Genomic DNA, 17,627 nt, shown 5'->3' on the forward strand with positions numbered 1-17,627 from the left:
CCCGCCAACGCATCAGCGTTCTGTTCGCCATGCTCCGCGACGGCACCTTCTACGAATCCCGGACGCCGAAGGACATCGAGCTCGCCGCATAACCCTAACAACCCTGAACCACCCCAAACCCGACACGGGCGCCTTGACGAAGGACATAGAGGCACCCCCAGGCATCACTGGTCACCGGAGCCAGCACCCGCGCAGAGCACGAACCGGCAACAGAGCAGTGATCACAGCGCCAGCCTCCGACAGTCAACAGCCGCCCTACATACGGCAGTTCACGTAGCGCCCGTGACAGGCGTTACGGACATGACACTAGAGCCGACATCCTCGACAAGGGTCCGCGTCGATCACCTGGGCGGGTGACACCGACCCGTTTCGCCTCGGCCCAACCCCCTCATGCGTTACAGAGCCCACTTCAAAGGAGGTTCGACGAACACTGCACTGGCCGATTCGGGATCACACCACGACTGATTCGGGAAAACACCACCAAGATCAACCCTCTGAAACGTCAACTGACCAGGACAAACACGAGCCAGCATCAGTGGTGGGGAAACCCGAACATCTCGGTGGCCTCTTCCCCGAACCTCACACCTGTCGAAAACACTCGCCCCCCCCAGGCAGACAGCAAGACCCTCACCGACTGCGGATTGAGCAGCAATCACCCACTCGGAATGGAGGATTCCATGATCATCTGAGGTGTCGACACGATAGGTCCCCCGCGTGCCGCACGCAGGGCCTGTACCGGCTGGGGCCGGAACAGGCCCTGCAACCAACAGCGCCAACAGAGCCGCCAACCGCCTGCGGTTTCAGCCACACGCGTGAACACGGCGCACCTCGCCCGGCGCAGCCCGTCCGGCCCCCGCGACAGAAAGCGCCGACGCGAAACGGGCAGTGGTACCGGCAGAGGCAGAGTCCGGCAGCATGAAGCCGGTTTCCCTCCCGTGGCCCGCAGAGTGGCTGCTGGTGACAGACGGGCGGGTATGTGAAAGTGACCGGTGCCGTTCCCGATCCGTACCACGGGCCGGCACCGCCCCCGGCGTGGCTGCCACGTCCCGCCCGGGGGCGTTCCACACGACGGCCTGTGCCGGCCAGAAGCAGGCGCAGCCCGCAAACCGCTGACCCGGCGCGTGCGGAGAGCGACCCGCCAGCGGAAGACGCGAATCGGCTACTGAGGTGCCGAAGTTTGGGGGCGGCCCGGTGGTACTGCCCCCAGTGCATGGGCACCGGGCCTGACCCGCACGCTCCATTCTGGTACGGGCTCCGGCGAGGATACCGGGGGCTGAACGCTGCTCGCGCCGCGCCAGGGTCAGGCCGGGGGCGGGCATGAGGTGCGGGCAGAAAAGAACCGTACGGGCCCAGAAAGTTATGAAGCGATCTTCAGCCCGCACGGCACCCGCATCATAGCCGGGGCACCATCCTGCTCCCTGAACGGGCGATCTGAGGGCCGATCAGCCTCGACCCCGTCCGAGGGCATCCGGGCGGCGCGCGAGACCCGGAGAACGCCGCGCAGGGGCGCGCAGCCACCCTAGAACCGCGCGCCTGCCCATGACGGGGGGTGGGGTTGAGACACTGTCGGCTCAGAACCCGAAGTAGCTGCCGTGAGGTGGCGAAGTGGACGGAGAAAGCATGGCCAAGATCCATGTGGTGCTGAACCGTAAGGGTGGGGTGGGCAAGAGCCTGATCTCGCTGAACATGGGCGCGGTGTGCGCGGATGTTCGGGGCACGCGGGCGGACGGAAAGCCGTACGTTGCGGTCGCCTCCGCCGACCCGCAGGGCACGGCCCTGTGGCGCGCGGCACGGCTGGAGGAGTTGCCGTTCGACATCCTGGACATCTCAAGTGACGTCGAGAACATCGAGCATCTGAAGGCATTGCCGTACGCGCACATCTTCGTGGACACGCCGGGATGGGCGGAGATCAACCCATCGACGGGACGTGATCCGTTGGGTGATGACCGGTATGGGCGGATCTTGCGGGCGCTGCTGGATCAGGCGGACGATGTGATCGTGCCGATGCTGACTGAGCCGGACTGCTTCGAGCCGACGTGGCAGACGATCGAGTGGGTGCTCAAGCCGGGGGGCGTGCCGTTTCAGGTGGTTATCAACAACTGGCCGCCAGCTGAGGGGCAAGCGTACGTGGACGGCACTCGGGCGTGGTGTGAGCAGCGGGGCTATCCGGTCGCGCAGACGGTGATCCGCCGCTACCGCGTCCACACCAACGCCACCAAGGTGGTCACCCAGTACCACAACAACCGTGTCGAGCTTCAGGCTCGGGAGGACTTCTACCGCTTCGCGCTCGAACACGGACTGCGTGGTGCGGATGAACGCGTCGTTCAGATCGGTGCGCAGGCGCAAGCGGCGTCGGAGGTTGAGGCGTGATGGCGGGCGCCCGTACGAGCATTGCGGACCAGCTCGCCGGGACGAAGACCGGCACCGCTGTGGACCCCGCCAAGCAAACAGTCCAACCCCGTCCGTCTTCCGGCGTCGCGGCGTCTTCCCAGGCCAACGGTTCTCGTCAAAGCGACGAAAATACGGGCCGTCTTCCTGGCCCGTCTACGGGCGCAGAGGTGACGTACTTCGTTCCACCGGGCGAGACCGACCCGGCCAAGCGACTGTCGTACTGCGAGAACGCGATCCTGCACGCTGACCGCGAAACCGAGCTGGCGACCGAGCGGATCACCCAGCAATACCTGTTGTGGGTTGGCGAGCCATACCGGATCGTCCGGGACGAGGACCTGTTCCGGCACGCGGGCTACGAAACCTTCGACGCCTGGGGCCGCGCCTTGAACGGGCACAGCGGCGACTACATGAACAAGGTGATCCGCATCGGCCCGGTCATCCGGGCCCTGGCGTCCATCACCCGACGCCAACTCAAGGAACGACCCCTGCGCCCACTGGTCTCCGTGCAGCGTGACCACGGAGACGACGCCGTCCGCAGATGCTGGCGCTCAGCAGAAGCCGCCGGCGATCTCACCGAACGCGGCCTGCGCCATGCGGCCGTCGAGCACGGCTACAAGGTGGACCTCGAACCCACTGCGCCCCAGCAGGCGGTCCAAGCCGCGGCACCGATGCTCACGCTCAGCCCCGACCGTTTCGACGCAGACGCTGTACGCGTATTCGCCCGCCAGCAACCCGACCTGATGCGGCTCGTCATCGAGGCCGGCCAGGAAGCTCTGGCGGAACTGGAGCAGTAACCGAAGGCTCCGGGAGTGCTCTCGAAGTGACACCATTCACCGGAAAACCAGAAGCGGCCCCCGCTGCCGAGACCATCGAGGTCTTGGCAGCGGGGGCCGCTTCGCGAACAGCCTTGTTAGAGCGCCTGTTCCTTAAACCCTGGGCGTGTCGTTGGCGTCACCAGGAGGCGTCACGGGGTGACGCCTCCTGAACGCGAACGTTTGCGCCAGGCTCGCGTTCGGCAGCGAGGTGAGCAGTACCGACTGTCGGATCGCTTCGTCTTGCCGAACGGGGTGTCTGCGGCGTACCAGGTGCTGTCGCACTCAGGGCACGTGAAGCGCGGCCAGGGATGGCGCCGCCCTTCGAGGACCGCCTTGAGGGCCGCCCCGCCGGCGTCGATCGCCTCACGCCGGGCCCTCATCGTGCGCCAGGCCCTCGTTCTGCACGTCGCAGAGCAGTACCGCCGGCTCTTCCTGGACCCGTCGGGAAGAGGCGTTCCGCACTGACTACACCGCAGGTTCTTCCTGGTCACCACATCTCCAGGGTGCTCCTCGGCACTGACCTGTGACCACTATCCCTCTCCGCGCCGTTCGGCGAACGGTCACCGTGACCGTTCGCCGAACGGCAGGCGCTCACGCTGAGACAGACGAAAGGCGCGCTGAGCAGCCCCGGGTTTAGGAACAGACACTTATCGTCACTTCAACGAAAAGACCAATGGTCTTCCTGGGGTCTCCGGATCACAGGTCGGAGGGCAGACGCTCCCCAGTCGCACGCGGGCAGACACCGAATCTGGAGTGTCAGATTTTCTGACACTCGCTTTCGCCTCCGCGAGCGCGGCACCGCCGCAGGACGACGGCACCCCCGAACGCAAACAGGCCCCGGGGCCACCCTCATCAGGAGGGTGGCCCCCGGGGCCTGTTCACCGTGAGGTCAGAGGTCGGAGGGCAGACGCTCTCCGGTCTCTGCGTCGTATGCGATACCGGTGGGGGAGAGCCGGATCTCTCGGGAGGCCGCACGTGCGCCCTCCTTCCACTCCCTCCCCCCGACCGCCACCCGAACCGTCACATCGGCCAGAGGGTCCGTCACCGGCACCACGATCCGAGGGTCCCTGGGATATTTGAGGTCGGCCGTCAGAGCGCTGTGAACGCTCTTGCCGCCAGCATCGATCCTCAGATACCGGGCGTTCGCGTCGAAGAACGAGCGAAGTTCGATGGCGACGCGCTCCCTGTCGGTGGTCCACTGTGCGACAAGGTCGACCTTGACTCCGTCAAGGTGGAGCTCCGCGCCAGAGCGACCCTTATACGCCTCCGCGACGGCCTTGCGGTCTTCCTTCTTCTGTTCGGCTTCGGCGCCTTGCCAGATGACGGCGGTGGCGACCGACGCGGCGGCCACGGCGGCGACGTAGGGCCAGACACGGCGCTGCCGCCGTTCCGTAGACGGGGCTGGAGGCAGAGTGCCGGCGCCGACCGGTGCAGCGGGGTCGACGTCGCTGTACCAGGCCGGGTTGGTCTGCTCGGAGGCCGCGGTGAACCATTCGGGATCCTTGCCCATACGGGCGACGGTAGCGCGCAGTTGCTGCGCCTGGTCGGGGCTTCCGCACAGATCCGCCACCCGGGCGCGGGTGGCCAGCCACGAGACGGCCTGATCGGACATGATCCCGTGGGTGGTGATGTCCTCCCGTTCTCCTATGGCGGCGAGTTGGGCGGCTTCGTTGCACCGGCCTTCCTGGGCGGCCTGGATGACGTCGTGGTGCCGGCGGTCGATGACGGTGGGTGGCATGTCCCAGTCCCAGCCGTCCTCCTCCGGGTCTGTCTCGGCGATCAGGGCCAGGCCGTGATCCTGGTTCTCGTCGCCCTGGTCCTCCTCGTGGTCATGGTCATGGTCGTGCTCGAACTCCGCCTCGTCTTCCTCGTCCGTCCAGACCGGCGCCGCCGGGCCCTCCACCTCAGCTGTGTGGGCTTGCTGGGCGGCACGCCTGCGGGACGAGGTGTCGGTGAGCGCGGCCTCTTCGGCGTCGAGGACGGTTTCGATGATGTCGACGTAGTGGGGGCCGACCTTCCACACGGCCTGTCCCGGGGCGAGCGTCGGGATCTCCGCGACCGCCCATTCCGGCAGTCCGAGCAGCGTGCCGACCGCCGCGGCTTCCTCGGGGCCGAGGCGGCCGACGTGGGCGACCTCGCAGAGTCGGGCGAGGTCGCGGGCGGGGCCCTCGCCGAGGTCGGAGAGGGTGTGCATGACGACGTCGAGGCTCATCGCCGCTTTGCGGCTGTTCTTGAGCATGCGTTGGATCAGTTCGCTGGTGGCGGGGGAGAGGAGGATCTGCCAGGCCTCCTCCAGGACGAAGTGCCGGTGCACGGCGGTCGACTGGGGCAGCCACACGTGCTCCGCCCAGCATGAGATCGCGGCCATCAGCGAGGGGATGGCAGGGCTGTTGCGGTCGAGGCGGGAGAAGTCGAAAACGGTGATCGGCTGGTCCGTCTCGGGCAGGCCTGCGTCGCGGCCGTCGAACAGGCCGGTCAGCGAGCCCTCGGTGTAGCGGGAAAGTGCGATGGCCACTTTCACGCCCCACTTGGCGAGGCGGGCGGCAGGCCACCGGCCGTCCTCCGGACTCACCAGCGCGTCGACCAGCCCGCCCAGCGCGGTCGACTTCGGATGGTTGAGAGCGTGCTGCAGAGCGTGGGTGGACTCCGAGGTGAGGGCCTCCGGTTCGACGGCGACGATCAGCGACCGGATCAACTGCTCACGCACCGCCGGGGGCAGCAGCGTCGAGCAGGGGTTGAGGGTGAAGGATCCGGCCTCGATGACCCGGCCCCGGAGCGAGTGAGCCAGCGGCGTCCACTCGCCCGTATTGCCTTCGCCGAAGGAGTCGATGACGACGCCCTGGTGGTCGTTGTGGCGGATCTCGCGGTGCATCCGCGTCTTGGCCGTTGTGGACTTGCCCGAACCCAGACCCCCCAGCGCCAGGCTGTTGGTGGAGGGAAGAAGCCCGGCGTCCGCCAGAACGGGGGAGAGGCGGAACTCGCGGCCGTCGAGGAGGGAGCGGCCGATCGGGATACCGGGGAAGGCGGTGTTGGAGGCGACGAGGGGGGCGGTGATCGCGGCGAGGGTGGAGGGGAGTCGGATCACAGGATGCTGCCTTTCCGGGTGGAGGCGCCGTGTGGGGTGGTCATCACGTGGGCGCGGTGTTGCTGGCCGGTCAGCCAGTCGAGGGTGATCCGGTGCCGGTCGGCCATGAGTGAGGCCTGCCGCCGCTCCTCAGTCACGGTCTCGGGGCTGTCGCCCCAGACGGTCAGGTAGGCGTCGAGGTCGACGAGCGTGGCGCCCTGGACGAGCGCGCCGTGCGTCGTACCGCTCGCCAGCTCGTGTGCGTCCTGCTTGACCTTGTCCGTGGTGAACGCGCCGGCCGCCGCGGACTGCCACATGGCCGACCGCCGCGACTGCCGCGCCGGAAGTGGCCGGTACAGCACGGCGAGGGAACGGCTTGTCTCCTGGCCGAGGAGCATGCGGGCCATGAGGTCGTCGCCGGTCGCGTCCGGCCACCCGGTGATCCGCGCCGTCGCCGCGTACCGGCCGTCATCGAGCGCGGCCCAGCCGGGTCCACGGCCGGTCACCTCCGGAGCGGGGTCCGCCGTGAGCGGCGTGAGCGCGCCGAGCCTGCCGAACTCCCCCGCCAGGGTGCTGAGGATCCGCTCCGGGTCTCCCGCCAAGCCCTTGGGGATGTGGACGGAAATGGTCTGGGTGTGGGTGGTGTGGGCCCTCACGGTGGCGTGGTGGGTGACGTGGACCTGCACCCCGGCGGTACGGGCCTGCCCGCCAGCAAAGGTGAGCGCGCGGGAGAACGCGGCGTGGAACTCGGCGCGAGCGGCCGCGCTCTGCATCGTGCCGTGCCCCGGGTACAGGGCCCATGTCGCTGTGGTCCCGGGGCGGTCGGCCATGGACGCGGGGGCGGTGCGTTCGCGCAAGTGCCGGTAGCCGACTGCCGCCCACCGGCCGAGCGAGCGGGGTCCGGGCGCCAGGTTGATCAGGGCGACGGCCGCGCCGACCGCGCCGAACGTCCAGATCGGCGGAGGGGCGAGCAGTGCGGAGGCGAGGACGGCGCTCCCGGCCCCGGCGGTGAGCTTCGTCAGAACGGTCTCGGCGGGGCTGAGCCCCCGCTGGACGGCGGGGATCCGGTAGCCCGGGGTCAGGGAGTACACGATCGAACCTCCAATGAGGGAAAGGGGGTGGCCGTCCGCGCGAGCGGACGGCCACTGGAAGTGCGGAGCGGGGACTCGGCTACGGCCGCTGCCGCGGAGGCTGCGGCCCCTGAGCCGGGGCAGGCCGGGGAGCACGGGGCGCGGGGGCCGACGGCTGCGCGCCGCTCGGTCCCGCCGCAGGCTGTGCGCCGTTCTGCGCTCCCGTCACCGGCCCGGCGGCGGGCCTGGGTGGCCTCGCCTCGCGCCGGGCCTGGGTGAGCGCCGCCGTGCGGGCCGCGTTCTCCCGTACCTGCGCGGCAGCCGACTCCACCGTGAGCCGCCCCGGGCGCGGCTTGTTCCGGGCTCCGTACGCGGCGAACAGCACGCCCCGGTCCTGGCCGATCGCCCGGCCCGGGGTGTCCACGGTGCGGCGGGGGCGCGGAACGTCCTCCTGCTCGTACACGTCCGGCGCCCCGGCCCGCACGACCGCGCGGGCCATCGGGTTGGTGGTGTGGTTCTCGACCACGGCGCGGACGGCGCCCGCGATGCGCGGGCCGAAGTACGGCACGCCGTGGAAGATCATCCGGAGCATGAGCGCGTCAGCTGCGACCAGGAGCACCGCGTCCATCACGAGCGCGCCTTTCGCCAGGGACACGAACGGGGTGATCAGGAGCAGCGCGAACGGGGCGAAGAGCAGGCCGAGCAGGCGCTGAGCCCACCTTTTGACCGCGTCCATGTCGCCCCCTCGTGCAAGCGACGCGAGCACGAGGGGGGCCATGCACACGAACACGAGGATCGCGGGCTGCCTGGTCATGAACACGAGCGCGGCGAAGGCGAGGGCGACGACGAGCGCGCTGACGATGATCAGCACGCCCAGCGGATCCCCCGCCTCCTTCTCCAAGTCAGCTTCGATGACTTGGAACAGGGTGGTCTCGTTGCTGTCGAACGCGGCGGTGAATGCGGCGCTCACCGCTTTGTGGAGGAGCATGACGATTCCGGGGACGGAGGCCATTCCCACCACGGCGGCCAGCGTCCAGCCCGTGGAGGCTCCCATCTGCCGGAGCCGGGGCGAGCCCTGCCAGGCCGTCAGGCCCGCCACGACCACGACGCACACGAAGATCGCGACCGCCATGTGCTGACCCAGCCACAGGAACGGCGCGTATAACGCGTCGTCCGCCTTCGCCGGCGCCCACGACTCCTTGGGCACGAGCAACCCTTTGATGGCCTTGATGAGGGATTCGGCGAGGTTCTTGACTTGGTCAGCGCCGCCTGAGGTGAGGGCGTCGGAGGGGACGTCCTGTGGGGAGCCGGGTGCGGAGTCGGGGTTGACGCACAGGTCGTAGGTCGGGGTGTTCTTGAGTAGTTCGCAGGGGTCCTTTTCGGGCATGGCGGTCAGCTCTTGGCGTTGGTGACGGTGGAGAACAGGGTGTCGCCGTAGAGGGCCAGGACCACGGCGACGAACAGCGTCCCGATCGCCATGGATCCCTTGCGCAGCGCGGTCTTCGGGTCGTTGGAGAGCTGGAGCAGCATCTTGACGGCGATGACGGCGACCACTGCCGCGATTCCCTTGGTGACCAGTCCGCCACCGGTCATTCCGATGGTCTTGAAGAAGTCGGTGAATCCGCCGGACAGGTCGACGGGCGCGGCGAGGAAAAGGTTCTTCAGCATTCTCAGATCTCCTTCTTCGGGGTGGGGCGTGCGATGGCGTACAGGTCGGGGAGTGCTTTGATCGGGTCGATACGGACGTCGGTTCCGGGCCGTGGCGCGTTGAGCATCTGGCCGCGTCCGATGTAGATGCCGACGTGGTGGATGCTCGCGGCGCTGTTGCCGTAGAACACGAGATCGCCGGGCTGGAGATCGGCGGGATTGATGTGCTGGGATGCCGCGTATTGCTGGGCGGCTGTGCGGGGAAGCGTGATCCCCGCTTTCGCGTAGGCGTATACGACGAGTCCGGAGCAGTCGAATCCACGGATGGATTCTCCGGACCGCCCATTGGGAGAGCAGCACGATCCCGTGGTGGGGCCGGTCGCGTTTCCCCCACCCCACGAATACGGCAGGCCGATCATCCGGGATGCCGCACCGATGGCGATGGCGGCGGTTTCGGAGGATCCGGCAGGGGCGGGTGTTTGGGCGTTGGCGTTGATGATGCGGACGTAGTTCTGTGTCTCGCTGATTTTGGGGACGCCGCCCGCTTTCCTGACCGCTTCGGGTCCGGCGTTGTAGGCGGCGAGGATGTTGCTCTGCCGGTCGCCCGGAACGTTTTTGACTTCCTCGGCGAGGGTGCAGAGGTATTTCGCGGAGGACGGGATGGCGTCCTCCGGGTCCCAGACGTCGCGTTTCCCGTCGCCGTTGGCGTCGATTCCCTCGGCCGCCCATGTGGACGGGATGAACTGAGCGATTCCCTGGGCGTTGGCCGGTGATGTTGCTTTCGGGTTGAATCCGGATTCCTGCTGGATGAGCGCGGCCAGGAGATTGGGGCTGATCTCGGGGCAGGTGTTTCCGGCTTCTTCGATCAGGTCCCGGTACTGGGCGGGAACGCTGACGCCGAGCGCGGTTCCCACCGGGTCGGTGCCGGCCTGGACGAGCGCGGCGACGATGACGGCCGCGGTCGCCGTTATGCCGATCGTGACGGGCGTGGTGCCTCGCAAGTGTGGATCCCCCTGTTCTTGGCGTTTTGGCTGGTCAGGTCCGTCATGGTGGTCTGTTGGAGGTCCGTCGTGGGTCCGTCGTGGGTCCGTCGTGCGAGTGGGTCCATGACGGGTCCACGACGGGCGTGGAACGGGCTGCCATGACGGGTCAGGGTCCGGTGAGGGCGGCTTGCTTGAGGGTGTCGAGCTTGTAGCCGCGCCCCTGATTGGTGGCTTCCGGGCTGACCTTCAGAAGCTCTTTGAGCTGCTTTCCCAGTTCACCGGGCCTGGTTTCTTCGATTCCGAGTGCCGGTCCCAGTTCGGCGCTTCTGATGAAATCGACGCCCCGGTCTTGCATGAGCGCGATTGCCCGCTTTACCGGTGTGTCCGGTGCCGTCTCGACACGCTTTTCCCGACGGGCCGCGACGTCGTCGACGACTTGCCAGATGAATTCGTCATCGAAGCGGATTCCTCGGATCAGTTTCGAGGAGACGCCATCGAAGTACACGCCCTGGCCTTGAATGCTCGCGTCCATCAGTGCGGGGTGGATCGGGGATTCCGTCTTGAAGTAGTCCGATCCAAGCGCGACTTCTGCGCTTCCCTTTCCTGAGACGTAGAGGCAGATGCGCCGCTTGAACTGGTCACGCACCTCTACCGGAACAGCACGGTCGGAGGGACGCTGCGTCATCATGACGACGGTGATTCCGCATTCGAGACCCTTACGGACCAGCTCTGACGAGTTCTTCACGAGCCGTGCTCGTTGTTTCCTCGCCTCGTTGCTGCCGTCGCTCACGTAGTAGTCGGCGACCTCGTCCGCGATGAACAGCACCTGCCGGTGACGCGGCTTGGGCTTACGCTCCCGCATGGCCGCGTTATCCAGCTCGTACCGGTCCTGCTGCATCTTGAGGAGTCCGCAGACCATCGAGTCGAACACCTCCGTCTTACTGGAGGCTTCGTAGCGGACCGCCAGCTTTTCGAAGCGGACGAGAGCCCCGGGCTTCCCCTCGATCAGGTAGACGTCGAGATCGGGCCCGTAGGCGATGTAGGCGCAGGTGATCAGGGCGATCGTCAGTGTCGATTTCCCGGTCTGCGTCATTCCGGCGACGAAGAGCGCGCCTTTGGTGAAGTCGTCGATTCCGACGAGTTCACCGGTCATGCTGTGCGCGAACGGGATTCCTTCGTGCGCGAGGATTCTTTCCCTGGTCGGCGGGGCGAACGGCTGGGTGAAGGGTGGCTGCGCGAGCACGGTCATGTCGACGTCGCGTTCGCTCAGCTCACCGCGCTCGACCTGAGTCCGCAGCCGGGTCGCCCCCAGAGCGCCGGCGACCTCTCCGGCTTTCGCGGCCACGTGGCTGTAGGTGCGGCCGACGGGAACCTTGAACTCGTACCGGTCGCCCAGCCCGTGAGGCAGGGGCGTCACGACGGATTCGTCCGCGCGGACGATCTGGTCCTTGCCGATCACGCCGCTCGCGACGAGCGCCTGGGTCAGCGTCTCGTCCCTCGCGGGCCCCTCGGCCTCCTCACCACCGGCCGGTACGTCGTGCGCGCAGGCCGTAGCCGTCTTCTCCGCGGGTTCGCGGGCCCACGCCCGCTGGACGCGGGTCTTGACCCACCAGGCCGCGTAGCCAAGGGCGACCAGGGCCCCGGCGGTCAGCAGCACCGTCGCGGGCCAGGACAGGCCCAGCTTGTCCTTGATGGCCGCCATGCCGCCTGCGGCGATGGCGAGTCCGCCGATCGCCCCGGCGAGCTGGCCGTAGCTGTCCTCCTGTTCCTGGGCTTTCGCCTTTTTCCTGCTCACGCTGGGTGTCCTTCTCCTTCGTAGTGACGTGGCCACGCAGGGTAACGCGCGTAACGCGCGTGCCTGCTGGGGTTTTTGGTGCTCGCCGGGTCTGCGCCTGGGTCTGCGTCAGGTGCCGCTCGCCAGGGTGCTCGCCGGGTCTGACACCCGGGGTCGACCGCTCAAGGTCCGGCAGTCGCGACACAGCCCAGCCGAACCCTCGGCTGGGCTGCATCGGTGGTGCCGGAATCTGTCAGCTCGCGCGCCCGTGCTCGGGCTCCTCCTCGTCCTCCGTCCCCTCGGACGGCGCGGAGGAGGAGCTGCTGCGCGCGGGGCCGTCCTCCTCCTTCGCGAGGAGATCGCCCCAGACGCGGCGGATCCGCTCCTCGCTGCCGACGAACCCCGCCTCGCGGTACTGGTCGCGGGCCTGCCGGTAGGACAGCGGCGGATCGTCGCTGTAGCGCAGGTGCCGCAGGACGACGTCCATCTGCGAGTCCGTCACCTGCTCGCCCGGCACGGGCACCGGCACACCCGCGACGTACGCGAGGTCCGCCAGAGCGGCGGTCCGTGCCGCCGCACCGTCGCCCGGCACGCCCTCCGTGCCGTCCTGCGTGCCGGGTGACGGCGGCAGGGCGGTGACCTGCGTGCCGCCCTGGGGCAGCTCCGTGCCGGGCAGCGCGGCGGGGTCCCACGCGCCCAGCTCCGGGAGCCGGATCGCCGAGACGAACGCGGGCAGCGGCTTCTCCGTGAGGGTGGCCCCGGTGGCTTCCGCCTGGTCGTGCAGCTTCTCAGCGGTGCGCTGACGGCTCTTCAGGACCGCCTTGCGGTAGGCGGTCTCGGCGTTGGCGACCTGCTTCTCCAGGTCGGTGGCGACGGCGAGCAGCTCGATACGGTGCGCGGCCTCCGCCTCCATCTCCTCCAGCTGATCCGCAACGCGCTGCCGCTTGTCCGCGAGCTTGCGCCGCGTGGTCTCCGAGACCCGGCGTCCGAGCGAGGGCAGGGTGAGCCACCACGCGACCTTCGTTGCGACGATGGCGAGCGGGGTGAGGACCATGGCCAGCTCGAAGCGGCCGTCACCGTTGATGATCAGGTCGGTGGTCGGCATGGCCGTGAGGACGGCCGTCAGGACGATCCCCGCACGCTGGGCGCGGGCCGCTCGCCGGCGGTTGTTGCCCGCGAGGATCTCCGCGCCCTGGAAGACCACCCACAGGGCGTCGAGGGCGCCGACGATCGCGTACGCCCACCCCCCGAACCTCGGTTCGAGGATGCTGTAGCTGACGACGACGGACAGCACGGCGACGCCGAGCGTCACCGCGCCCAGGACGGCGAGGACGACACCTCGCCAGCTCCAACGCCGAACGGCCGGTGCGTCGTCGGCACCGTCGCTCGGACGGGTCTTGCTGAATCGGTTCACGAATCTCTCCTTGTCTGGGCCTGGGCGATCAGTTCGGGAGCGCGCGGCACGTCTCGGCGTGGGCCTGGGACCAGGCGCGGGCCTCGGTCTGGGCCTACTCCCTGCTCGCGGGCCGGGCACAGCGCGGAAGCGCGGCAGCGGCCGTCACGGGCGGTTGTGATTCAGGTAGACGTCCTGGAGCCGTTCGAGGCTCTCGAACAGCCGCGCCCCCTGCGGGCACCGCCCCTTCGCGGTACAAGACCGGCACCCGGAGTTGTGCGACCGCAGAGCGGCGGCGGCGCGCATGTAGCGCTCGTACAGGTCGGACACGGGTCAGCGCCCGAGCGCGCGGCAGGCGTCGCAGACTCCGCCGTTCCAACCCTCGAACCGGCCGCCACACTTCTGGCACTGACCGGACGTGGCGGCGGGCGGCGCCATCGTCGCGACGGCGGGCGCCGAGCTGGCTGCGGCCGACGGGCAGTTCGTTCCCGTGCACCCCCACCGGCCGCACAGCGGACACGCGTCATCCGCCATCACCGGCCGGTGCAGGGTGAGGATCGGCTGCCGGGCGTAGCCGGGCATCATCTCCTGAAGCGTGCGCCGAGCGCGACGCCCGTTCCACACGGCGCGGGCGTCGCCCTCGGCGGCCATGCGGTCGAGCAGCACCACCAGGCGCCGCTCTGACACATCCGACCGGGCCTCGCTCACGAGGGTGGGACGCGTGCATGCCATGCTGTTCATTGGGTCCTCCTGCTTAGGACTCAGACGGCCCCGGGACTCTCACCTCCCGGGGCCGTCACACGTTCCGGAGCGGGCGGCGCCCAGCTCCGAGCGGCACGAATGCCGCAGCACCCCGGACCGGATTCGAACCGGTCGAACTGCCTACGGGGTCCGCGATCTCTGCCCTTGTCTCACCTGGCGTACGGGTCACTTGTCCGCCCGTGAGGACGGCATGGGAGAAGGTGCGTGCTGGTCGCCAGGCAGGGCCTGCGGCTTGTCGCAGATGCCTGAAATCGCTTGATTTCACTATGGAGTTCTGAAAGAACGAACGCTTCCTTCCGGGCCGCCATCACGCGCTGCCGTCCGGGCAATCCCTTGCAACACCGAAGGTAGGAACCCGCACGCGAATTGTCAAGATGGTTTGGAAGCTACTTGACGCATCTGCCTGCATGGCGGTACCTCTTGACATCGCTAGCCTGGGAGTACGCCACCGGGGGACTGGAGGGAATCGCCATGAATACGAACGAGATCGTGTCCGACCTCAAGAAGGGCATCGCAGCAGGTGAATACGCCTACGGCGCGCGGCTACCAAGCGTCCGGGACCTGGCCGCCCGGTACGGCGTGAGCCAGCAAACCGCCGCAGCCGCGTACGCGGTCCTGACCGCGCTGGGGCTCACCCGGACGGCGGCTGGCAGCGGCACGACCGTCGCGGCCGGCCCGAGTGCGGACGCGTACCTCGGGACCTACGCCCCGCCGGACCTCAGCCAGGGCGAGGCATGGGCACCGAACGGCTCGGGCGGGGAAGCGACCGAGGAGACCTACCTCGTTCGCCAGAGCACCGCGCCCCTCGCATGGACCGATTGGGGTTTTGCCGAGGGGTCCGACGTTGTGGAGCGCCACCGCGTGCGCCGGGTCGATGGCGTGCCCGTGCAGCACAAGCTGACGGCCCTGCCGTACGACATCGCCAGTCGGCGGCCCGATGGCTACGAGGGTGTCCCGCCCATGCTGGCGCCCGTTGGAGCCCCGCCGATGAAGCCGCCGCCCGGCGTGCGCGCGGCGGACTGGCTCGGCTGGAACGTTGCCCGTACCCAGTGCCAGATCACCGCCGAGCCGATGGACCTGGTCGTGGCCGAGGCTCTCGGCATGGCCGAGGGAAGCCCGGGTTTCCGGGTAGTCAGCCTCGCGAAGACGGAGGCTGGAGAGACCCTCTACGTCACGGTCACCACTGCCCCTCTGCACCACCGGGTGACCATGGAAATCGTGGGCTGACCAGCCCCGCTACACGTTTCAGGCCCCGCACAAGGCGGGGCCTGAGAAGGGCCGGTCCGAGTGTGGAGCTCGGAGTGCCGGCCGAAGCACACGAGATTGAGTGGAGGTGCGCTCGTCTTGAGCGTACGAGATGTACAGCGCGACACGCCACACGGCCTCGGCATCGACGTGCCGGAGGTGGCTCGATGAGCTTCGAGGCCGTCCTGTGGGCGACGAGCGATGCGCCGATCGCCAGCGTGAACGAGTTCGCCGTGCTGACGATGCTGGCAGAGAAGGCCGATCCGGACGGCTGCAACGCCTTCCCGTCGCGGCCGACGATCGCGGCCCGGACGAAAGTCGACCCCAAGACGGTGTTGCGCTGCTTCCAGGCTTTGGAGGCGCGCGGGCTGATCGCGGAGGGGGACCAGCGGGCGGCCGAGTACATCCGGGCGGACCGGCGGCCGGTCGTCTACGACCTGTTGATCCCGTACTCGTGGTTCCCCAATATCGACCGGATCAACAAGGAGCGGCAGGAGCGCGGACGCCCTCCCCTCACGAGGTCCACACGACCTGACATCGCTCCGGCACCGGCGAAGAAGCAACGGAGCGACAAGGGAAAGCCGCGGGCGAAGAAGCAGGCCGCTGACCAGCAGGAATCGTCACGAGGGGACTCAAAGTCCCCTCGTGACGAGGACGGGTACGGGGTGACTCTCAGTCCGCCACGGGGTGACTCTCAGTCCGCCACGGGGGGACTACAAGTCACCCAACCCTGTTCTGTAACCCAGTCCACAACCCGAACCGATTCCGTCCCTCCGTCCGTCTGTGACGTACAGGTCCCTGACGCAATCGGTTCGGATGGGGACAGAGGGACGGACGGGGGCGGCGGCGTCATCGAGGACCAGGAGCACGGGCCGGTGGCCGCGAGTGGGGAGTCGGCGGCGGCTGGCGCCGCGCCGGGGAACGACGGCAGCAACGAGGGGGGCGGTGCGGCTCCCGGTCCGGTCTCGGTCGTGCGGCCGGTGGACCTGACGCCCGGGGTGGAGGTGTTGCGGGCGATTGCGGCGGAGGCGCCGCAGTGGTCGATCACCCACGCCGAGACGCTGCGGGACCAGGGCCTGATCGTGACGGGGATGCTGGCGAGCGGGTTCACCGCGCAGGAGATCCGGCACGCTCTGCTCGCCCGGCCGCTGCCCCAGCCGCTGCGGACCACGGTCGGCGCGATCGTCGCCCGGCGGCTGCGGGACCTGCTCGCGGTCGGCCCTGCCGCCGGTGTCCGGCCGATCCCCGCGCAGCAGACCGGCGAGTACGACCCAGTGCGCCAGGAGCCGGAGGACCAGGACGAGACGCCGGTTCCGGCCTCCTGGGCGGACCAGCGCGCGCAGCTGGAGGCGGAAGTCTCGGGTGTCGGGCGGCACAGGCCCTGCGCCGGAGACGAAGGCATGTGCCCCCGCCTCGCCCTGCCCGGCATGGACCTCTGCTCCGTCTGCCTCGGCGGCGAGCAGCCCACCTGCGCCGCCGGCTGCGGTCGCGGCGTCATCGCTCACACCATGCGCTGCATCACCTGCGCCGAACCGGAGGACCCGGGCGTGGGCGTGTGTCCCGGCCACGGTGGCAAGCCGTGCAGGCGGGCGGTCGTGACGGAGGGCCTGTGCCGCCGGTGCAAGTTCGAGGCCGAGGAAGCCAGGTTGGCTGCTGAGGCCGAGTGGGCTGCCGCCCGGGATGCAGCTGTTACCGCCGCTCAGGCAGCCGAGCCCACCCCCGCACCCTTCTAAGCGGCCTGTGTGGCGATCTCCCGGCCTTCCCCTCCCACCCAAGTCTCCTTGGGTGGGAGGGGTGGTGATCGGCCCTCAGATCGCCGTACAGCGCCCGAGGTCGGGTCATGCCCTCGTGTGTGGTCAGGCCGGTGGCCGGCCACCCACCGCGCCCCCTCCCGGTCCGCGCGGCGGGGGTGTCCGCGTGTGTGAGGGGGTGTGGCCCCGTTCCGCCAACGGTACATAGCGCTTCAGTCTGATGCAGGGGTGGTCAGGCCTGATTCCAGAGTTGGTTTTGGGCTCGTTTTTTGAAGCACCCTCACCTCCTGATCCTGGCCGCCGGATTGGGGGTGGTGGGCTGGATTCCCAGACGGTACACAAGTGGGGGTGTGATGCATTCTCGCGTCGCCGTTCCGGTCGGGGATGTTGGAGGTTTCCGGGGAGACTGCCCGGTGTTCGGGCAGTCTCGGGTTCAGGCCGGACGGTTGGGGGTGGTGGGTCAGAATCCCCGGCTGTACACAGGTGACGACGTGATGCACCCTCACCCTTGCTGCCCGGCGGAGCCGGTGGGCGGGAGCGCAGCGGACGCCCTGTCAATTTCCGCGCAGCGGGAATTGATTCACTTCCTCCGATTGGAGCGCAGCGGAAATCACGAATTCCCGCTTGCGGGAATTCGGAAAGCGCGCAGCGCTTTCCTACAAAAGCCGCGCAGCGGCTTGGAATTCGCGCAGCGAATTCCTTCGCTTGCAATGCGCGCAGCGCATTGGTACC

12 protein-coding genes are annotated in these 17,627 nt (G+C 68.6%); 4 read left to right on the top strand and 8 right to left on the bottom strand.

The genetic code is table 11. The features are described from left to right. Positions 1-1,620: 1,620 nt before the first annotated feature. On the top strand, positions 1,621-2,370 hold the full coding sequence (locus tag ACFUJR_RS35740; protein WP_383181512.1) for a ParA family protein: 750 nt from the start codon (positions 1,621-1,623) through the stop codon (positions 2,368-2,370). Positions 2,371-2,558: 188 nt separating this feature from the next. Next, positions 2,559-3,185, top strand: coding sequence for a hypothetical protein (locus ACFUJR_RS35745; protein ID WP_383181515.1), 627 nt, complete (start codon positions 2,559-2,561; stop codon positions 3,183-3,185). Positions 3,186-4,095: 910 nt separating this feature from the next. Here the strand turns inward: ACFUJR_RS35745 and ACFUJR_RS35750 are convergent. The 8 genes from ACFUJR_RS35750 to ACFUJR_RS35785 form a co-directional block, all read right to left on the bottom strand. Continuing rightward, positions 4,096-6,291, bottom strand: a complete 2,196-nt coding sequence (locus ACFUJR_RS35750; RefSeq protein WP_383177755.1) for a hypothetical protein — start codon at positions 6,289-6,291, stop codon at positions 4,096-4,098. Further along, complete coding sequence (locus tag ACFUJR_RS35755) at positions 6,288-7,361, bottom strand: hypothetical protein (protein WP_383177752.1); 1,074 nt, start codon at positions 7,359-7,361, stop codon at positions 6,288-6,290. Before ACFUJR_RS35755 ends, ACFUJR_RS35750 begins: the two co-directional genes overlap by 4 nt. A 79-nt stretch (positions 7,362-7,440) precedes the next feature. Then, on the bottom strand, positions 7,441-8,727 hold the full coding sequence (locus ACFUJR_RS35760; RefSeq protein ID WP_383177749.1) for a hypothetical protein: 1,287 nt from the start codon (positions 8,725-8,727) through the stop codon (positions 7,441-7,443). 5 nt (positions 8,728-8,732) lie between these two features. Further along, a complete protein-coding gene (locus ACFUJR_RS35765) occupies positions 8,733-9,008 on the bottom strand; it encodes a hypothetical protein (protein WP_383177746.1) in 276 nt (91 codons plus the stop codon). A gap of 2 nt (positions 9,009-9,010) precedes the next feature. Beyond that, positions 9,011-9,901 (bottom strand): NlpC/P60 family protein, encoded by an 891-nt coding sequence (locus tag ACFUJR_RS35770; protein WP_383177743.1) that lies wholly within the window; start codon positions 9,899-9,901, stop codon positions 9,011-9,013. Positions 9,902-10,136: 235 nt separating this feature from the next. Further along, positions 10,137-11,765, bottom strand: coding sequence for a hypothetical protein (locus ACFUJR_RS35775; protein WP_383177740.1), 1,629 nt, complete (start codon positions 11,763-11,765; stop codon positions 10,137-10,139). 232 nt (positions 11,766-11,997) lie between these two features. Then, the gene (locus tag ACFUJR_RS35780; protein WP_383177737.1) at positions 11,998-13,158 is read right to left on the bottom strand and encodes a coiled-coil domain-containing protein; all 1,161 of its coding nucleotides are present in this window, start codon (positions 13,156-13,158) and stop codon (positions 11,998-12,000) included. A 312-nt stretch (positions 13,159-13,470) separates the two neighbouring features. Then, on the bottom strand, positions 13,471-13,878 hold the full coding sequence (locus ACFUJR_RS35785) for a hypothetical protein (RefSeq protein ID WP_383177734.1): 408 nt from the start codon (positions 13,876-13,878) through the stop codon (positions 13,471-13,473). A 492-nt stretch (positions 13,879-14,370) separates the two neighbouring features. On the opposite strand from ACFUJR_RS35785, the gene ACFUJR_RS35790 reads away from it, so the two are divergent. Both ACFUJR_RS35790 and ACFUJR_RS35795 read left to right on the top strand, forming a co-directional pair. Continuing rightward, positions 14,371-15,126 (top strand): GntR family transcriptional regulator, encoded by a 756-nt coding sequence (locus ACFUJR_RS35790; RefSeq protein ID WP_383177731.1) that lies wholly within the window; start codon positions 14,371-14,373, stop codon positions 15,124-15,126. Between the two features lie 185 nt (positions 15,127-15,311). Next, positions 15,312-16,877, top strand: a complete 1,566-nt coding sequence (locus ACFUJR_RS35795; RefSeq protein ID WP_383177729.1) for a helix-turn-helix domain-containing protein — start codon at positions 15,312-15,314, stop codon at positions 16,875-16,877. Positions 16,878-17,627 lie beyond the last annotated feature (750 nt).

It is taken from the genome of Streptomyces sp. NPDC057271, assembly GCF_042668715.1.
In the GTDB taxonomy this organism is placed as follows: domain Bacteria; phylum Actinomycetota; class Actinomycetes; order Streptomycetales; family Streptomycetaceae; genus Streptomyces.